The 18096-nt window shown below is 55.8% G+C and carries 12 protein-coding genes; 11 read left to right on the top strand and 1 reads right to left on the bottom strand.

Going from position 1 to position 18096, the window contains the following annotated elements:
- The first annotated feature begins 59 nt into the window (after positions 1–59).
- The 3 genes from MKX42_RS17300 to MKX42_RS17290 all read left to right on the top strand — a co-directional run bounded on the left by MKX42_RS17300 (position 60) and on the right by MKX42_RS17290 (position 4221).
- On the top strand, positions 60–743 hold the full coding sequence (locus tag MKX42_RS17300) for an ABC transporter ATP-binding protein (protein WP_340753571.1): 684 nt from the start codon (positions 60–62) through the stop codon (positions 741–743).
- Positions 740–3415, top strand: coding sequence for an ABC transporter permease (locus MKX42_RS17295; RefSeq protein ID WP_340753570.1), 2676 nt, complete (start codon positions 740–742; stop codon positions 3413–3415). The genes MKX42_RS17300 and MKX42_RS17295 overlap by 4 nt, the downstream gene beginning before the upstream one ends.
- Before the next feature lie 320 nt (positions 3416–3735).
- Positions 3736–4221: a hypothetical protein gene (locus MKX42_RS17290; protein WP_340753569.1), complete on the top strand. Its 486-nt coding sequence runs from the start codon at positions 3736–3738 to the stop codon at positions 4219–4221.
- Here MKX42_RS17290 and MKX42_RS17285 read toward each other — a convergent pair.
- Positions 4171–6438 carry a helix-turn-helix transcriptional regulator gene (locus tag MKX42_RS17285; protein ID WP_340753568.1) on the bottom strand — a complete coding sequence of 756 codons (2268 nt, stop codon included), beginning with the start codon at positions 6436–6438 and terminating at the stop codon, positions 4171–4173. The genes MKX42_RS17290 and MKX42_RS17285 overlap by 51 nt on opposite strands.
- Before the next feature lie 303 nt (positions 6439–6741).
- On the opposite strand from MKX42_RS17285, the gene MKX42_RS17280 reads away from it, so the two are divergent.
- From MKX42_RS17280 to MKX42_RS17245, 8 genes are all read left to right on the top strand, one after another.
- A complete protein-coding gene (locus tag MKX42_RS17280) occupies positions 6742–7668 on the top strand; it encodes an ABC transporter permease (protein WP_340757712.1) in 927 nt (308 codons plus the stop codon).
- Positions 7669–7683: 15 nt separating this feature from the next.
- Positions 7684–8553, top strand: a complete 870-nt coding sequence (locus tag MKX42_RS17275) for a carbohydrate ABC transporter permease (RefSeq protein ID WP_340753567.1) — start codon at positions 7684–7686, stop codon at positions 8551–8553.
- 43 nt (positions 8554–8596) lie between these two features.
- Positions 8597–10165, top strand: a complete 1569-nt coding sequence (locus MKX42_RS17270) for an extracellular solute-binding protein (RefSeq protein ID WP_340753566.1) — start codon at positions 8597–8599, stop codon at positions 10163–10165.
- Positions 10166–10239: 74 nt separating this feature from the next.
- The gene (locus tag MKX42_RS17265) at positions 10240–13290 is read left to right on the top strand and encodes a CBM96 family carbohydrate-binding protein (protein WP_340753565.1); all 3051 of its coding nucleotides are present in this window, start codon (positions 10240–10242) and stop codon (positions 13288–13290) included.
- Positions 13291–13338: 48 nt separating this feature from the next.
- Positions 13339–14115 carry a 6-phosphogluconolactonase gene (locus MKX42_RS17260; RefSeq protein WP_340753564.1) on the top strand — a complete coding sequence of 259 codons (777 nt, stop codon included), beginning with the start codon at positions 13339–13341 and terminating at the stop codon, positions 14113–14115.
- On the top strand, positions 14112–15275 hold the full coding sequence (locus MKX42_RS17255; RefSeq protein ID WP_340753563.1) for an N-acetylglucosamine-6-phosphate deacetylase: 1164 nt from the start codon (positions 14112–14114) through the stop codon (positions 15273–15275). The genes MKX42_RS17260 and MKX42_RS17255 overlap by 4 nt, the downstream gene beginning before the upstream one ends.
- 18 nt (positions 15276–15293) lie before the next feature.
- Positions 15294–15653, top strand: coding sequence for a hypothetical protein (locus MKX42_RS17250; RefSeq protein WP_340753562.1), 360 nt, complete (start codon positions 15294–15296; stop codon positions 15651–15653).
- A gap of 493 nt (positions 15654–16146) precedes the next feature.
- Positions 16147–18072 carry a DUF4838 domain-containing protein gene (locus MKX42_RS17245; protein ID WP_340753561.1) on the top strand — a complete coding sequence of 642 codons (1926 nt, stop codon included), beginning with the start codon at positions 16147–16149 and terminating at the stop codon, positions 18070–18072.
- Positions 18073–18096 lie beyond the last annotated feature (24 nt).

Here is an 18096-nt window from a genome sequence, read left to right as displayed (position 1 = left end):
AGAGATGTAAGCTTGCGGCTCTATGATAGGGAGAAATCAGGTGAAGGGAGAATTGCAGTATGGAGTTTTTGAGAATTGAGAAGCTGAGTAAGATCTACGGGAAAGGAGACAATCGGGTTACGGCGCTGGACGAGGTGTCGCTGACGATTGAGAAGGGGGAGTTCACGGCGATCATTGGCTCCTCCGGCTCCGGCAAATCCACCTTGCTTCATATTATCGGCGGTGTCGATGTGCCGACAAGCGGCCACGTCTATTTGGACGGACAGGATGTGTATGCCCAGAGCAATGACAAGCTGGCTATTTTTCGCAGGCGGCAGGTCGGGCTGATCTACCAGTTCCACAACCTGATTCCTACGCTGGATGTGGTGGAGAACATCACCTTGCCGATCCTGATGGACAAACGCAAGGTCAACGAGGAACGGCTGAACGACTTGCTTGAGCTGCTGGGGCTGACTGACCGGAGAACGCATCTGCCGAATCAGCTCTCGGGCGGACAGCAGCAGCGTGTATCGATCGGACGCGCATTGATGAATGCCCCGGCGGTCATGCTGGCGGATGAACCCACGGGCAGTCTGGACAGCCGGAATGGACATGAGATTATCAATCTGTTGAAATTAAGCAATCAGAAGTACCGGCAGACCCTGCTCATCGTCACGCATGACGAGAATATTGCCCTCCAGGCAGACCGCATTATCGGCATCTCTGACGGCAGGGTTGTGCGGGACGAACGGGTACGGCCATGAATATTTTCAACAAGGTTACCCTCCAGAGCCTGAAAAAAAGCCGCACGCGGACCATCGTAACGATTATCGGAGTCATCCTGTCGACCGCTATGATTACTGCCGTCTCCACCTTCGCCGTGTCCTTGCAGAGCTACATGATCCAGGGTTCCATCGCCAAATACGGCGGCTGGCACATCGGGTTCCCGGCTGTAGATTCCGCCTTCGTGCAGGAACGGGCACACGATCAGGCTGTATCCCGTACAGCATCCTTCGAGAATATCGGCTACGCGGCACTTAGCGGCGGGAAGAACCCGGATAAGCCTTATCTGTTCATTGCTGGCGTAGGTGAAGACGAAGCTGCACCTGGCATCTTGCCTGTCACTCTGGTCTCCGGCCGGATGCCGGATAACAGCAGGGAGATTCTAGTTCCGTCACATCTGGCAGCGAACGGCGGGATCAAGTTCGCTGAGGGCGACACGCTCACACTGGCTGTCGGAGACCGGATGAACGGCAACCAGCGGCTGAACCAGCATGATGCCTATTTTGCGGGAGACCCGTCCGGGAAGAACGCAGAAGCTTTGGTGCCCCGGGCAGAGCGGACCTACAAGGTCGTCGGAATCTGCGCAAGACCTGCTTTTGAGGAATCCGCCGCTCCAGGCTATACTCTGATTACCCGAGCCGATCCGTCAGAACAGGCGGACAGCTTCAGCTTGTATGTTAGCCTGAAGCACCCGCGTGAAGTGAAGGCTTACGCAAACAGCACCGCCGCAGGCCATGCTTACGTCTATAACGATAATGTGCTGCGCTTCATGGGCGTCTCAAGCGATGGATTGCTCACCGCTCTGCTGTACACGGTGGGGGGGATTGTAGCGTTTATCATCGTAACCGGTTCGATCTTCATGATCTACAACGCCTTCACCATCTCCTTGAATGAGCGTACACGCCAGTTCGGCATTCTCTCATCGGTGGGAGCCACAGCGAAGCAGTTGCGTAACTCTGTGCTGTTCGAAGGTCTGTGTATTGGGGTGGCCGGCATACCGGTTGGTATTCTCTTGGGAATAGGCAGCATGGGACTCGTTCTAACGGTTGTATCCAGGAACTTCGGGAATATCCTCTATCCCCATGTCCCTTTAACCTTGCAGGTGTCCATTCCGGCCATTGCTTGTGCAGCGGCGCTGAGCATGATCACGATTCTGATCTCAGCCTATATTCCGGCCAGGAAGGCGGCAGGCACTCCGGTGATGGAGAGTATCCGCCAGACGAACGAGGTCAAGGTTGAAGCCAAGGCCGTGAAGACGTCCGGGTGGGCGCAGCGTATCTACGGTCTCGAAGGCACCCTTGCGCTTAAGAATTTCAAAAGAAACAAGAAACGCTACCGCAGCATTGTGCTGTCGCTCATGTTAAGCGTCGTGCTGTTTATATCGGCCAGCGCTTTTGTCACAGATATGAAACAAATGTCGGAGCAGGCAGTAGCGTTCACCACCTATGATATTGGCTTCGCCACACAATCTATGAAAGACAGTGAAATGCTGGCGCTCTATGACAAGCTCAAAACCTCAGGCGGGGTCTACGAAAGCTCTTACCAGATGCTCATGAAAATGACCGGGATAGCCCGGGCAAGCGAGCTCTCCGATGCTTATTGGGACGAAGAGGGGGGGGCGGGAACAGCGGGGGCAGCAGGAAATGATGGGAAAGCAGGAAATGCAGGTGCTCCTTCGCCGGGCCGGTCGGATGAGCAGGTATCCCTGCCCGTCGATCTGCAGTTTCTGGATGACAGCGCCTATCTGAAGATTCTCGAAGGGCTGGGCTTGTCCGCAGCGGAATATACAGGCTCCAATGCCAAGTTCATCGCCGTTGCCAAATCGATGAGTCCTGCCGACGATAAGCGGCTGAAGCAGGATGACGAGTTCCGTAATTTGTTCAAGCGTTCATCCTCTCCCCTGACCATTGCCCTTGAATCGGAGGGAGGGACGAAGATTAGGCAGGGGCATGACGTAACGGTTACCTTCGTAGAGACCGTACCGCCGGATACCCTCCCGGTTACGGGGAGCCCCGGCGCAAGTGAACCGTTCTTCTTCCGGGTGATCGCTCCTTATTCACTCATCGGCAAGTTTGAAGCGGCGGACAGTCCGCCGGCAGTGAAGGGCCTGACCTTTCGCTCCAAGCATCCGGCACAGTCGGTAGCAGAGATGGAGAAGACCATCCAAGGCGCACAAATTACAGATGAGTATCAGTTGTACAATACCTATGCGATGATGGATGAGAATCGCAATATGATTTTTATCATCAACGTGTTCGCCTATACCTTCATTATCATGATCTCGCTGATTGCGATTGCCAATGTGTTCAACACGATCTCGACGAACATCAAGCTGCGCCGCCGGGAGCTGGCGATGCTCCGCTCTATCGGGATGTCTGACCGCAATTTCCAGCGGATGATGAATTTCGAATGTGCCTTTTATGGCATGCGTGCGCTCTTGTTCGGGCTTCCCATCGGGCTGGTCTTCTCCTGGCTAATCTACCGGGGCATGCTCATCGGCGGCGCGGACCAGATCGGCTATATCTTCCCCTGGGCCAGCATCGGCATCAGCGTGTTCAGCGTGCTCCTGATCGTATTCGTCACCATGCTGTATTCGGTCAGCACAATCAAGCGGGAGAATATCATTGATGCGCTGCGGGATGATATGACTTGATAGCAGATGGCTAGGGGAGCGGCAAACAGTTAGATTTTGTACACTTGCTGATATATGAAAGAATCTTGGGGAGGCAGCAGTTGTATAAACAGCACTTAATTTCACTCATATTTGGAAAAGCGGGAAAAACAGCATGATTAGATGCTGTTTTTCCACTTGCTTAAGTAAATCCGACGGAAAGCGGTAGATTAAGGTGCGTTTTTCTACTTGTTTGTTGAAGAATCAGGGACGATAGGTGATCCCAGGTTTGACCCTGATGGAAGCAATCACCCGCATTTGAATGGGTGAGGATAATAAATAAGCTAGGGGAGGTAACATCTATGCGAAAATATCTCTGGAGATCTGCTATTGTGCTTAGCTTGATCGTATTGCCCGGATGTTCCAGCGCCCGAAACACGCCGTTGTCCGTTCAATCGCCACAGCCGAATAAGGCCAACGCTTACTATGTAGCTATCGATGGGGCTGACAGTAATCAGGGGACCATAGATTCTCCCTGGAAGACGCTTCAGCATGCTGCGGACCTCGCGGTGCCGGGAAGCTATGTCGGGATTGACCTGATCGGGTTTGAGGGAACGGCCGGAGACGAGAGGGTGGATCAGGCTGTATGGGTATGGAAAAAGAAGGAATACCCCGGCTTCGCCTTGTATCAGCGCGGCACGGGGAACGATTCCAGCTCGCAGTTTGCCGATCCGCAGTTCAAGGACGCCGCCCATGAAGATTTCCGGCTGAAACCGGGGTCCCCGTCCGATAAACGCTTAAGTGTGATTCTCCCCGGCAGCCCGCTTCCGGTACTCACCCGGCGTTAAGCCGGAGGCACGCTTGAACATACGGATGAACGAGTTCACATTCTGGTAACCGACCTGAAGCGCGATATCTTGGATGCGCAGGTCGATGTTCATCAGCAGCGCCTTGGCCCGCTCGATGCGCAAGGTGTTAAGATATTCGCTGAAGTTGATACCGGTCTTCTCCTTGAAGATGCTCGAGAGATAGCCGGGGGTCAGATTCAGCTTGTCGGCGACAAGGTTCAGATTAATGTCTTCCCCGTAATGCTTGTCCAGATACTCCAGCACGAAGCTGATGACCGGGTCCCGGGTCTCCGAGCCGCTGCGGATTGCTGCAAGCACCGGAGTCACCAGCTCCCGGAGCCATTCACTATACTGCTGCGTGGAATAGAAGGCGGCGAACGGCTCACCGGACAGTGCCGCAACCAGCCCTATTTCAAGCTCCGGCAGATTCAGCTTCATGACTGTTTTGCTGGTCTGTTCTGCCACCCCCGCAGCAAAAGCCCGGAAATCCTCAGCAGCGGCATCCTTATTCTGCAATTGCTCCAGCTGGCGGTCCAGCCACCCGAACACCGCTTCTTCACTTCCAGACTGCAGCAGGTTATGCAGTTCCTCCCCGTGTGTGACCTTCAGATGAAAGGCCTTGGCCGACGAGGCCCGCGGCTCCACAATAATCTGTGTCTCCCCGTTCAGTCTGCGTTGCTTCAGCAACTCGGACAAGTTATGGTAAGCATCCGTAAACGGAGTCTCCCCCGAATATACCGGGCTGACCGCTATCGTGAGGTAGAGAGAGCGCTCCTCTGCCAGCAGCTCCTGCAGCGTGCCCAGCACTTGAAGAATGCCGCTCTGCGGACCGGGATCGAAGAGCAGCAGCAAGAGCAGATCCTGTTCGGGCTGCAAGGCGACGGTCTCGGATTCCTCTCCGGTGAACAGGCGCTGAATCAGCTGCCATAAGGCCAGCGTATGCTTCTCTGGCTCCTCCGGCGGACGGGTGAAGCTGAGTTTGAAGAGGATGGAGGCATACGGCCGTTCGGAATGCAGCGCATCCTCCAGCTCGCTCAGGCTTGCGCCCAGCGGTATATTTTTCACCTTATGGGTATAAGCATACTGGCGGACCAGCGAATTCTTGTGCGCAAGATCGTTCTGGATGAACCGGTTGTTCTCCATAATTGAGCTTAGGCGGTCGCCGATAATGGCAAACTCCTTGACGCTGCTCACCTTGCCGGGGACGCTGCCGGATTTGCGGTCGAACGCGGCAATCAGGCGCTGGAGCGGCTGGTTCAACCGGTAGCTGAACAGGAGGGAGAACAGAAGGCTGACCAGCACCGCAACAGTGAGCAGAACAGCGAGCAGCACCCGCATGCCGCGCAGCCCGCTCGCAATGGCGGCAACCTCGGTGACTCGGACGTAGGTGAATCCGGTCTGCGCCCCTTTTTGATAGAAATAATAGTTATCCCCGATCCGCTCATGAGCGCTTGTATTCACGGCATACTCTAGAGCTGGCAGCTCCGTCTCTGCGGTGGAGAAGAGCAGACGGTCCTGCGCATCCATTATATAGAAGGGATTCTTCCCGGCATCCCCATACGCCTGCTCCAGCCGCTGCGGATTCAGCATCACAATGCCGTAGACCTCTTCATAAGGAATCGCCTTGATCATGACCGGCATGAGCCGCCCGAGCGGACGCGAGGAATTCATCGTAGTCTCTGTGAAGGAGGCGGCAGGGAGGACCTTCAGATATTGATTGTCCATGGTCTGGCCGCTCCAGAAGTCCGCCGGATACTCCCCGCTGTAATAATATTTGCCAAACATGTCGGCCGCGGTACTTAACCCCTCTTTCTCAAGCACATAGTTCTCCGCCTTGAAGTACAGAATGAAATTCTCAATATGCATAAAAGGATTCCCGTACAGCGTCATCAGATCCGACTTGACCTCACTGAGAATATCATACCGCCGGTTCTCCTTCAGATGGCTGAGAATGCCCAGGTTGGCTGTCCACGTATCCGACTGGGTCAGCGCCAGAATCATATTCTGGGTCAGCCGGAAGTGATTCTCGTATCCCTCCACCGTCTGCTTCAGACTCTGCTCGTTCTGCCGGACTACCTCCTGATAGACCTTCCCGCTAAGATATAGATGAGAGAACAAATTGAATGAAGCCAGCAGCAGGATGACACTCAGGAAGCTGAGCATGAGCTTAACGAACAGGCCGCTAAGGGCAAATTGGCTGGTAAGCGGTCTCTTCATAGGTATTCCCCCTTCAGGTGCAGCCGCTTGGTTATCGTTTTATCCTATCATAGCGGCCCAAAGCTGACACGCACAATATGCACTTTTACCGATTTATATACCGGTACCGGGAAATATGCAGATAGGACGAAAAGTTATATAACATGCTGATAGCGCTTCCCAAAGCAATGCCGCTATAATTCGGAGACAAACCCCGGAACCACAGGGGAAGTAAGCTGACATTCAGTGCGCTGCATCATTAAGAACAAGAGGGGAATGCCTATGGCTCAAACGAATGTAGTACAAGACAACTTGCGAAAGGAAATGAAAAATCCTTACCAGCGTCAAGGGCGTCTGCTGCGGACCTGGAACCATAACAAAACGCTATGGCTGCTGTTCCTGCCGTGCTTGCTGTACTATCTGATTTTCCGGTATGCGCCGATGTTCGGCCTCGTCATTACGTTTAAGGATTATAATCTGTTTAAAGGAATCTGGGCCAGCGATTGGGTGGGGCTGAAGTATTACCGGATGTTTTTTGAGAATCCTGACTTTTGGCCGCTGATGAAGAACACTCTGCTCTTGGGCCTCTACAAGCTGGTGTTCGGTTTCCCTGCTCCGGTGATCCTGGCTATTCTCCTGAATGAAGTCCGTAAGGCTGCGTTCAAAAAATTCGTCCAGACCGTCAGCTATCTGCCGCATTTCATCTCCAACGTCATTGTGGCGAGCATGGTCATTATGTTCCTGTCGCCGACAGGCGGGCTGATTAACAATCTGCTGGGCACCTTCGGGATCGGACCGGTTAACTTCATGAATGAGCCGGGAATGTTCCGGGGGATCTATGTTCTGTCGGAGATCTGGCAGCATATCGGCTGGGAGACCATCATCTATCTGGCGGCATTGACGGCAATTGACCCGCAGCTCTATGAAGCGGCCGATATGGACGGGGCCAGCCGGATGCGCAAAATATGGCATGTCACGTTGCCCGGCATCTCGCCGGCGATTGTCATCACGCTGATTCTGAACATCGGCAAGGTGCTGGAGATTGGCTTCGAGAAGGTGTTCCTGATGCAGAACCCGGCGATCTACGATACGGCCGACATTATCAGCACGTATGTATACCGGGTCGGGATGGAACAGGGGAACTTCAGCTATGGCGCTTCGATCGACCTGTTCATGGGCATCATCAGTCTGATCTTCATCTATAGCGCCAATTACATCAGCCGCCGGGTCAGCGAGACAAGTCTATGGTAGAGAAGAGGTGTGGTGATGAGATCACCGAGAATTTCCTGGTTTAATGTGGTCAGCACGTTCTTTCTGATGATTGTTGTGGTTATTACGCTCTATCCGTTCCTGCATATGCTGGCGGTCTCTCTGAGCAGCGATATCAATGTCATCAAGAACACGGTCTCGTTCTGGCCCAAGGGCTTCAATGTGAAGATGTACGAGCTGGTGCTGGGAGACCCGAAGATCTGGACGGCCTATAAAAACACGCTGATCTACACCGTGCTCGGCACGCTGATCTCGCTGGTGGTTACGTCAACCGGGGCTTACGCGCTCTCCCGCCGGGATATGGCGCTGCGCAAGACCTTCACGATGCTGATCGTCGTTACGATGTTCTTCAGCGGGGGAATGATCCCGACCTTCCTCGTGGTCCGCTCCCTGAATATGGTGGATACCGTATGGGGCATGGTCCTGCCGGGCGCAGTCAGCACCTGGAATCTGATTCTGATGCGCACCTTCTTCTCGGGTATTCCCAAGGAGCTGGAGGAATCGGGACGCATCGACGGGTTAAATGATATCGGGATATTCATGCGCATCATCATTCCACTGTCGAAGGCTTCCTTCGCCACCATTGCTTTATTTTATGCGGTGGGCATGTGGAATAACTTCATCTATCCGCTCCTGTATCTTCGCACCCCGGATTTGTTCCCGCTCCAAGTGCTGCTCCGCAATCTGGTGCTGGCAGGAAGCGCAAGCTCGGGGGATGTGACCGGGATCGGGGGAGACAACCAGGTCGTTGAAGAGTCGCTCAAATATGCAACGATTATGGTCTCTACGCTGCCGATACTCACGGTATATCCGTTTGTTCAGAAGTATTTTGTCAAAGGCGCCATGATCGGTGCAGTGAAGGGCTGAACCGGCCCTGAACCATAACTACTACTTAAGGGAGAGATGAAGAATGAACAAATGGAAGTCTGTAATGCTGCCCCTCGCGGCAGCGGCAATACTGGTGAGCGGCTGCAGCGGGGGCAGTAACAATGCCACTTCGCCTGCGGCTACGGCTGCACCTGGGGGAGAAGCTTCTCCGGCCACTTCGGAAGCGAAGCAGGCCCATACCTTCACCGCACTGCTGGACAACAATGCCACCTTCCCTTATTCCAAGGACTGGCCGGTCTGGGGCTGGATCAAAGATCAGACCGGCGTCACGCTGGAGGTGCAGACCCCTTCCGGGAAGCTGGCTGAAGCGCTGAATCTCGCGGTGGCCTCCAATGCGCTGCCCGATCTGATGTATATGCCCAACCGCAAGGAATCGAACAAATTCGGCCAGCAAGGCGCACTCGTAGACCTGATGGAATACATGGACAAGCTGCCGAATCTGACCGCCTGGATGAAGCAATACCCGGATGAAGCGAAGGCCGCCCTCTCCGCTGACGGCAAAATGTATATGTTCCCGAACCAGGGCTTCGGGGAGACGAACCGCATGATCTGGATGTACCGCCAGGATGTTTTTGAGAAGGAGGGCATTCAGGCTCCCAAGACTTATGATGAGCTGCATACGGCCCTGAAGACACTCAAGACGAAATACCCGGACAGCTACCCGCTGTCGCTCCGCTACGGTCAGATCCCGGATGAGATGAACACGAATATGACGGTCAACTATGGAACGGGCGAAGGGGCTTACTACGATTTCGATGCCAAAGAATGGCGCTACGGTCCGACAGAGGACAGCTACAAGGAAATGGTCGGCATGTGGAAGCAGTTCTACGATGAAGGGCTGATTCCGCCGGACTTCCTCTCACTGCAGACCAAGCAGTGGCAGGACATGGTGTCTACCGGCAAGTCTTTTGTAACTGTGGATTATATCAGCCGGGTGGACTTCTTCAATAATGCAATGCGCAAGGAGAATCCTGAATTCAATATGCAGTTCATGGCTCCTCCCGCAGGGCTTGAGGGCGGCAAGCAGCTCAATCCTTACTTCCATTACATGGAAGGAGGCCTGACGGTTGCTTCGACCTCCAAAAATATTGAAGATATCATGAGTTATATGGACTTTTTCTATTCGGAAGACGGCCGCACGCTCAGCAGCTGGGGTGTGGAAGGTGAGACCTATGTGAAGGAAGGCGATGCGATCAAGTTCAAGCCGGAATTCACCGATGTGATAGAAATGCGGAAACAGACAGGACTTCAGACCAGCGGAACGTATACGTGGATTGACTTCAACGCCCATCTGTCCCTGTTCTCGGACGACCTGAAGCACGCCTATGAAGAAGCTGTCAAATATGATCCGGCCAACATGCAGCCGCGTCCTGCCTTCACGGAGAAGGAGAATGAAGTCATCTCGATCACCGGACAGGCAATCAAGAAGCACCGCGATGAGAGCTTCGCCAAATTCGTTACAGGCTCCCGCAAACTGGCGGACTGGGATAAATATGTTGAGGAGATCAACAATCTGGGCGTAGACAAGCTGCTGGCAACGTACAAGGAAGCGTATGACCGTGTTCAGAACATTCAATTAAGCAGCAACTAATTGCAGGAAGAACCGCAGAAGCACAGGCATGGCAATCAGGGTATTCGCTTGACCATTATAAGGAGGCGCCGCTTATGAAGCAATGGCTGCAGGGCTCTGGTAAACGGTTTGGATGGGTGTTATCTGTGATCGGTCTAATGATTGTGATAATGGCAGTTCCGGGCACCGCCCAGGCCGCAGGCACCATTACACTGGATGAACCGCCCGGGGGATATGGTTCCTCCGGCGGGCAGGTTGAGGTCAGTGGAACCTATACCGGACTATATGATGTCCGGTTGTATGTGAACGGGACAGCCCAGTTCGAGGTATTGCTGGATGACCCGGACGGGGATGACAGCGGCAGCTGGTCTTATACGCTAGACAGCTCCCGTTACAACGGTCCGGTGGAGCTGGTGGCACGCGGGCTGGATACCACTACCCGCTACGGGGTGTGGAGTCCGTCCGTCACCCTTGAGGTGAACAACCCCGCAGGTGTTGCGCCAGTGGTGACCATTACGGGTCCGGATGAAGGGGTTGCCGTGACCGGACAGGTAGCGGTCACCGTTCAGGCAGAATCGGCTGCGCCGGTCTCGGCCGTGCAGGTCCGGGTGAACCGGGGACCGTGGCAGCAGACCGCCTATAATGGCACGGAATATGTATATACCTGGAATACGGCGGGGATCGGTGACCACACGATCAGCCTGGAGGCCAGAGCGACGAATGCTCCCGGACGCTACGGCTACAGCCCAACCGTCTATGCACAGGTCGGTGCAGGCACGCATGAACCGTCGATTCCCTCGCCGGATCAGGACCGGGCCATGTGGATTTGGGAGCCGGAGAGCTATAAGCTGCTGCTGAATCCAGGCTCGCGGGAGGTACTGGAGTCCTTCGTTACGGACACCGCAACCTTCGGATCAGAGCCGGTGACGACCCTGTATCTGGCCGTGGGCAACTACTCCGGCTACCGGGCGCTAGAGGAGCAGGAAGACGAGCTGCGCTCCTTCATGCGCTGGGCACATGAGCGGAACTTAAGCGTCCATGCCCTTGTGGCGGGCGGAACCTCCCCGGCTTACATGGGCGCATATGAGCGCTATCATAGTCATGCCGTCCGGGAGATTGAGCAGATTATCAATTACAATCTTGCAGCGGCCGAAGATGAGAAGTTCGATGGAATCAATGTGGACATCGAGCCGTATATATCCCCGGATTTCAAAGATCCAAGCAAATTCCTGCAAAAGGAGTACCTGGATGGCCTGCGTAAAATGATTGACCGGCGCGATACGGCCGGTATCCGGCTGCCCTTCGGCCCGGCTGTGCCTAAATGGTATGACTCCTCCGAGCAGGGAGCGAATATCCAGTGGAACGGCACAACGAAGTGGCTGTCCGAGCATATCCAGGACATCTCCGATTATATCTCGATCATGGATTACCGGGATTCCGCAGATGGAACGGCCGGTATCATTGCCGGGGCTGCCGGTGAGCTGGCCTATGCCGAGGCCATCGGTAAGCCGAATTCTGTAGTCATCGGGGTGGAGACGCTGGATATTGCAAACAGCGGCGACCCGGAGACGATCACCTTCCAGGAGGAAGGACGCAGCCATATGGAAGCCGAGCTGGACAAAGTCTATGCCGCTTCCGGGCTGAGCAGCGCCTTCGGGGGGATCGCTGTCCATCACTATGATTCCTACAGGGCATTGCCTTCGTATTGGGGACCCGGCGGTGTATTCTGGACAGCGCCGGAAGATCATGAAGCACCGTCTGCACCTGCGGGTACGCCAACCGCTGTTGCCAGTGACTATCAGAGCATCCGGCTGAATTACGGAATGGCTACTGACAACTTAGAGGTAGGCCGCTACATCATCTACCGCAGCACAGTCCCCGGCTTCACGCCCACCTCTGCGGATATCGCCGGACTTGCCCGGGGCCTGAATTATCAGGACAAGGGACTGCTCCCGGAGACGACTTATTATTACCGTGTTGCCGCCCGCGATCTGGCGGGCAATATCGGGCCGTTCTCAAGTGTTGTGTCTGCGGTCACCGGCAGCACGGCGCTTAAACCGATGATTGTGACGGATATGCAGCTCGCATATAACGGTACTGCGGCTTCCGCTACCATGAAAGTACGCGACTATGCTACCGGGGCGGTCCTCACAGGGGCAGCGGTAGAAGGGCGGTTCACCTATTCGGCAGGCCGCTATGCAGCGGCTGTCACAGGAGCAGATGGGTATGCCGCCTTCACTTCGGAGGCTATTCCGTCGGGGCGTCAAGCCGGATTCGAGCCGAGAAGAGTGCAGTCAGCCGGTTACTATTATGCCAGCGCCCATGACCTGCCGCACACCACGGCGCTGCTGCCACATGGCGGGCTTAGCGGACTAACGCTGTCGGCAGGCAGCTGGGACAAGCCTTTTGCTGCGGGTGACAAGGCCTATACCGTAACTGTCAACAGAAATGTAAATTCGCTGCAGGTCACCCCGGTTACCGCCAAGGCCTCGGATGCGGTGCTTGTAAATGGAATGCCAGTGGCATCGGGAGCAGCCGCGTCCGTTACGATTGGTTCAGAGCCTGCGGATGTGTCGGTCCTGGTGTACCACGAAGATGGAACCGCAGATCTCTATCTGCTGAATATCGAGAGAAGTGCTCCGGCAGATCCGGTGATCCCGGTGACCATGGATGCCTATGTCCATGAACTTCAGCCTTCGACTAATATTGGGCAGGAGCCTGTGCTGGAGATCGCCGATCTTCCAAATGCACAGGGCGGAGGAGACCGTATCGCCTTCATGAAGGCGGAACTGAATCTCTCTGGAACGGCGGTGCAGTCCGTAACGCTGAACGTGTATGTAACCGCTGCCCCGGCTGCTCCGGTTACACTTGCACTAAAGGGCTACGCCGGAGCGCAGTGGACCGAGAGCGGCATCACCTGGAATAACCGGCCCGTCAGCGGCGGAACGAATCTCGGAACGGTCCGGGTCACCGGGGCCGGGTGGTACAGCATCGATATTACAGCTTACGTTGGTGCCGCCGCAGCCGCTGGACTGCAGCACACCTTCCAGTGGAGCGACCCTAATACTACGGGAATCGTTGTAACGCTGGCCAGTTCTGAGAATTCGGATAACAAGCCATATTTGTTGGTCGATAGCGGAATATAACAGAGAGGGGGCGGTTATTCCGCCCCTCTTAGGAGGAGAGGGTTCATCATGGAAGAGTTGTTGATTCCGGCGGCAGAGCATCAGGCGGAGCGTATGCGCGTGCAGGTGTACAACCAGCGCAGCCAGATGGGAGCGGCGGCAGCGGCAGCGGTCGGGCAGAGCATCAGAGACTTGCAGGGGAAGTCCCAGGCTCCGGTCCGCATCGTATTTGCCGCGGCCCCGTCACAGAATGAGCTGTATGAGGGACTGGTAAGGGAGCAGAGGATTGACTGGTCCCGGGTGCACGCTTTTCATATGGATGAATATATCGGTCTTCCGGCAGAAGCACCCCAGCGCTTCGGGAACTACTTGCAGGAACGGCTGTTCCGCAGAGTCAATCCCGGACGGATCGAGCTGCTCGGACGGACGGGCAATATTGAAGAGGAGCGCCGGAGATACGCGGCGCTGCTGAATGAAGCGCCCATTGATATCGTCTGCCTCGGCATCGGAGAGAACGGGCATATTGCGTTCAATGATCCGCCTGTAGCTGATTTCGCCGATCAACTCGCTGTTAAAGCGGTCGAATTGGACGAAGCCTGCCGGACACAGCAGGTGAACGACGGCTGCTTCGCCACGCTTGACGATGTCCCTACCCATGCGCTGACACTGACCGTGCCTGCCTTGATGGCAGGTCACCAACTGTTTGCTATTGTTCCCGGCAAGGCTAAGCAGGCCGCGCTTCAAGCTGCACTTCATGGCCCGCTCAGTACCGCGTGTCCGGCGAGCGTACTGCGGACCCATCCCGCCATTATGCTGTTCACGGACCGGGATGCCTTCGGCTTATGAACGGTGTAATCTCGGGAAGACATTACAGAACCGGCCTGCCGCTTGAGGTCCACGTTAGCGATGGCATCATCGAAGCGGTTCATACGCTGGCCGAGAGTCCGCATATGGCCGATTGGCCCTGGCTTGCGCCGGGGCTGGTCGATTTGCAGGTGAACGGCGGCTGGGGGCTGGACTTCAACACGCTGCCGCTTAAGCCGGAGACCGTGGCTGGACTCTCGCGCCGACTGCTGGCCCGGGGAGTCACCTCGTATTGCCCGACCCTGATAACCAATGGGCCGGACCAGCTTACCCAGGCGGCGTCCGCGATTGCTGAAGCCGTGCGTACACAGCCGGATATCAGCGGGCTGATTGCAGGCATACATCTGGAAGGACCCTTCCTGTCGCCGGAGGATGGTCCGCGCGGTGCGCACCCCTTGGAGCATATTTGCCCGCCCGACTGGGAGGCCTTCTGCCGCTGGCAGGAAGCAGCGGAGGGACTGATCCGGATCATTACTGTCTCCCCCGAATGGACGGGTGCCGCAGCATTCATCTCCCGGTGCAGCGCCTCCGGCGTCCGGGTCTCCATCGGACACACGGCCGCGTCGCCGGAGCAGATCCGGGAAGCGGTGGCCGCAGGCGCGGTGATGTCTACTCATCTGGGCAACGGCACACATCTCACGCTCCCTCGCCATCCCCATTATCTGTGGGAGCAGCTGGCTGCCGATGAGCTGTATGGCGGCATGATTGCCGACGGCTGCCATCTGCCGGATACGCTGCTGAAGGTGATTCTGCGGGTGAAGCAGAAGAGGGCGATTCTGGTCAGCGATGCCGTCTCGCTTAGCGGCATGGCGCCGGGTGCTTACCGGCTGCATATCGGCGGCGACGTAGTACTGACGCCGGAAGGGCGGCTGCATCTGGCCGGCCATCCACGGCTGCTGGCCGGATCGGCTATGATGCTGGCGGACCAGGTGGCTTACCTGGCCCGGGCCGGGCTGGCGCCACTGGAGGACGCAATCGACTGCGCCTCGCTTCACCCGGCCAGGCTGCTGGGCCTTCGGCAGGCTGCCGGACTTACCGCAGGTAGGCCAGCAGATCTGATCGGCTTCCGCAAGGACAGCGGAGCCATGGAGATCCAAGCGGTATGGAAAAACGGCCGGATTACAGCGGCCGATAAGGATTAGCCGGCGCTGTAGCCCAATATGATCGAAAAATCGATCACATTCGGGACGGGAGCGGCGCGTGAGCCAAATGTAATCGAAATACCGATTACATTCGGACCGGGGACGGCGCGTGAGCCAAATGTAATCGAAAAACCGATTACATTCGGACCGGGGACGGCGCGCTGGCCAAATGTAATCGAAAAACCGATTACATTCGGACCGGGGACGGCGCGTGAGCCAAATGTAATCGAAAAACCGATTACATTCGGACCGGAGACGGCGCGCTGGCCAATTGTAATCGAAATACCGATTACATTCGGACCGGGGACGGCGCGCTGGCCAATTGTAATCGAAAAACCGATTACATTCGGACCGGAGCGGCGCGTGAGCCAAATGTAATCGAAAAACCGATTACATTCGGACCGGGGACGGCGCGCTGGCCAAATGTAATCGAAAAACCGATTACATTCGGACCGAGGACGGCGCGTGAGCCAAATGTAATCGAAAAACCGATTACATTCGGACCGAGGACGGCGCGCTGGCCAAATGTAATCGAAATACCGATTACATTCGGACCGAGGACGGCGCGTGAGCCAAATGTAATCGAAAAACCGATTACATTCGGACCGAGGACGGCGCGTGAGCCAAATGTAATCGAAAAACCGATTACATTCGGACCGGGGACGGCGCGCTGGCCAAATGTAATCGAAAAACCGATTACATTCGGACCGAGGATGGCGCGCTGGCCAAATGTAATCGAAAACCCGATTACATTCGGACCGGGGACGGCGCGTTGACCAAATGTAGTCGAAAAACCGATTACATTTGGAACGGGGGCGGCGCGTAGAGCAATGTAGTTGAAAACCTGAAGTTGTAAGAGGAGGAGAGTGCAATGCTAAACTTGATACCCGAGCCGAAGCAGGTGAGGATTACAGACAAGAAGCCATGGCGGTCAGGCGGGGAGGTCCGTCTGCAACTGGCTATGGAAGTGGAAGACCCCCGGCTGGTGCTTCATTGCCGGCGGGCTTTTCGCGGCCAGGAGGTTATCGCCACTGTCTCGGGAGCAGGTGAGGGGTACTCGCTGCTGATTGAGGATTTTGCGGAAAGCAAGGGAACTGAGAGCACTGAGATCATTTCAACGCAGACTGAACCCGGAGCTTCCGGGCAGGTTGCCGCCTGGGCTGAGCCCGGAGAAGCCGGCCTTCATAACGGCGGGGCTTCGGCTTCTAAGCTTGCTGAGACTGATCTGTCCGTGCTGAAGGGCCGGGCTGAAGGCTACCATCTAGAGGTTAGCGCAAGCGGTGCAGCAATCCGCACCCTTGACGCTGCCGGACTCTATTACGGCTTGCAGACACTGCTGCAATTGCAGTGCCTGCAAGCCGGTGGCGATATTCCTGCGGTGTCCATTACCGATTGGCCCGATACGGAGCTGAGGGTGATGAACTTCGATCTGCGCCAGACCTTCTCGAAGCCGGAGCGGCTAATCGATTACCTGGCGGAGTTCTCCCGCTACAAGACGAACGCGGTGCTCATTGAATACGAGGATAAGTTCCCGTTCAGCATACACCCGGAATTCGTCCATCCGCAGCATGCGCTTAGCCGGGAAGAACTGGAGGCGCTTCAGGCTGCTGCCCATGAGCATTATATCGAGATTATTCCGCTGCAGCAGAGCTTCGGCCACCTGGAGTATGTGCTGCGCCATGACGCCTGGAAGCATCTGCGGGAGACCGAGGAATCTACCGGCGAGATCTGCCCGTCCCATCCGCAGACGTATGAACTGATTACAAGCTTGCTGGCGGAGATGATGGATGCCCATCCTGAATCACGTTATATTCATCTGGGTTGTGACGAGGTGTATAGCCTGTGTGAATGTGAAGCGTGCCGGAAGGAATTCGGCGGCGTACGGGAACGGGCCTTCATCTCTTTCCTGAACCGCCTGATCGAATTCACGGTCAGCCGGGGACGGCAGCCGCTCTTCTGGCATGATATGCTGGACAAATGCCCGCCAGAAGAGCTGGCGAAGCTTGATCCGCGCAGCGCGGCGATGATCTGGATCTATAACGGCCGCAACATCAAACATGAAGTTACTTCCCTGACCAATAAGTTCAGGGCACTGGGCATTGAGGTGATGGGTGCTCCGGCAGTCCGCAGCTTCGACTGGGCGGAGCACCAGAACTACCCGGTCATTAATAACCGGACCGACAATCTGCTACAGTGGGCAGAGACTGCCGAGAAGCTGGATATCCGCTGTATGGTGGCAACGAACTGGACCGGGCCATTCAGCCTTGGCGTTCCTTATGGCGTATTCGAGACCACCTGGTATCCGATGCTGCTTCATGCCGATCTCGCCTGGAACCGGCGGGCAGATGCTGGTACGTTCATCGACCGCTTCCTGGAGCTGTTCCATGGTATACCACCTGAGACAGGCCATTCTCAGCTTGGTAATTACCAGTTAGAGGATTACTACGAAATCATCTGGAAGTTGCGGGAGCATGCGCAGAGGAATAAGGATTACGCCGAACTAATTGCAATTATGCATGATTTCGAGGTGGCGACCGACCGCTCCAGGGCGATCCACAAGTATGCCTACCGCTGGGAGCTGTACCCGGGCGACAGCGCAGAATGGCGCTCTCTGCTGAACAATTACACACGTAACCATAACGGACGCGAAGCCGTCCGGCCTCGGATGCTGGAGGCGCTTCTGCAATACCAGCCCCGGGATATGGCTGAACATTTCGTGACATCGCGCTTTTATCTGCATGATTATCTAGAGCGGACGCTCTATCAGGAGCTGGGCCTTGTCCACAGCGAGGGTTAGCCAACAAACCGACAGGAGGATGGA

This window comes from Paenibacillus sp. FSL R7-0204 (assembly GCF_038002225.1).
Taxonomy (GTDB): domain Bacteria; phylum Bacillota; class Bacilli; order Paenibacillales; family Paenibacillaceae; genus Paenibacillus_AQ.
The sequence above is the reverse complement of the archived record's forward strand: the minus strand, read 5'-3'. Positions and strand labels throughout refer to the sequence as shown.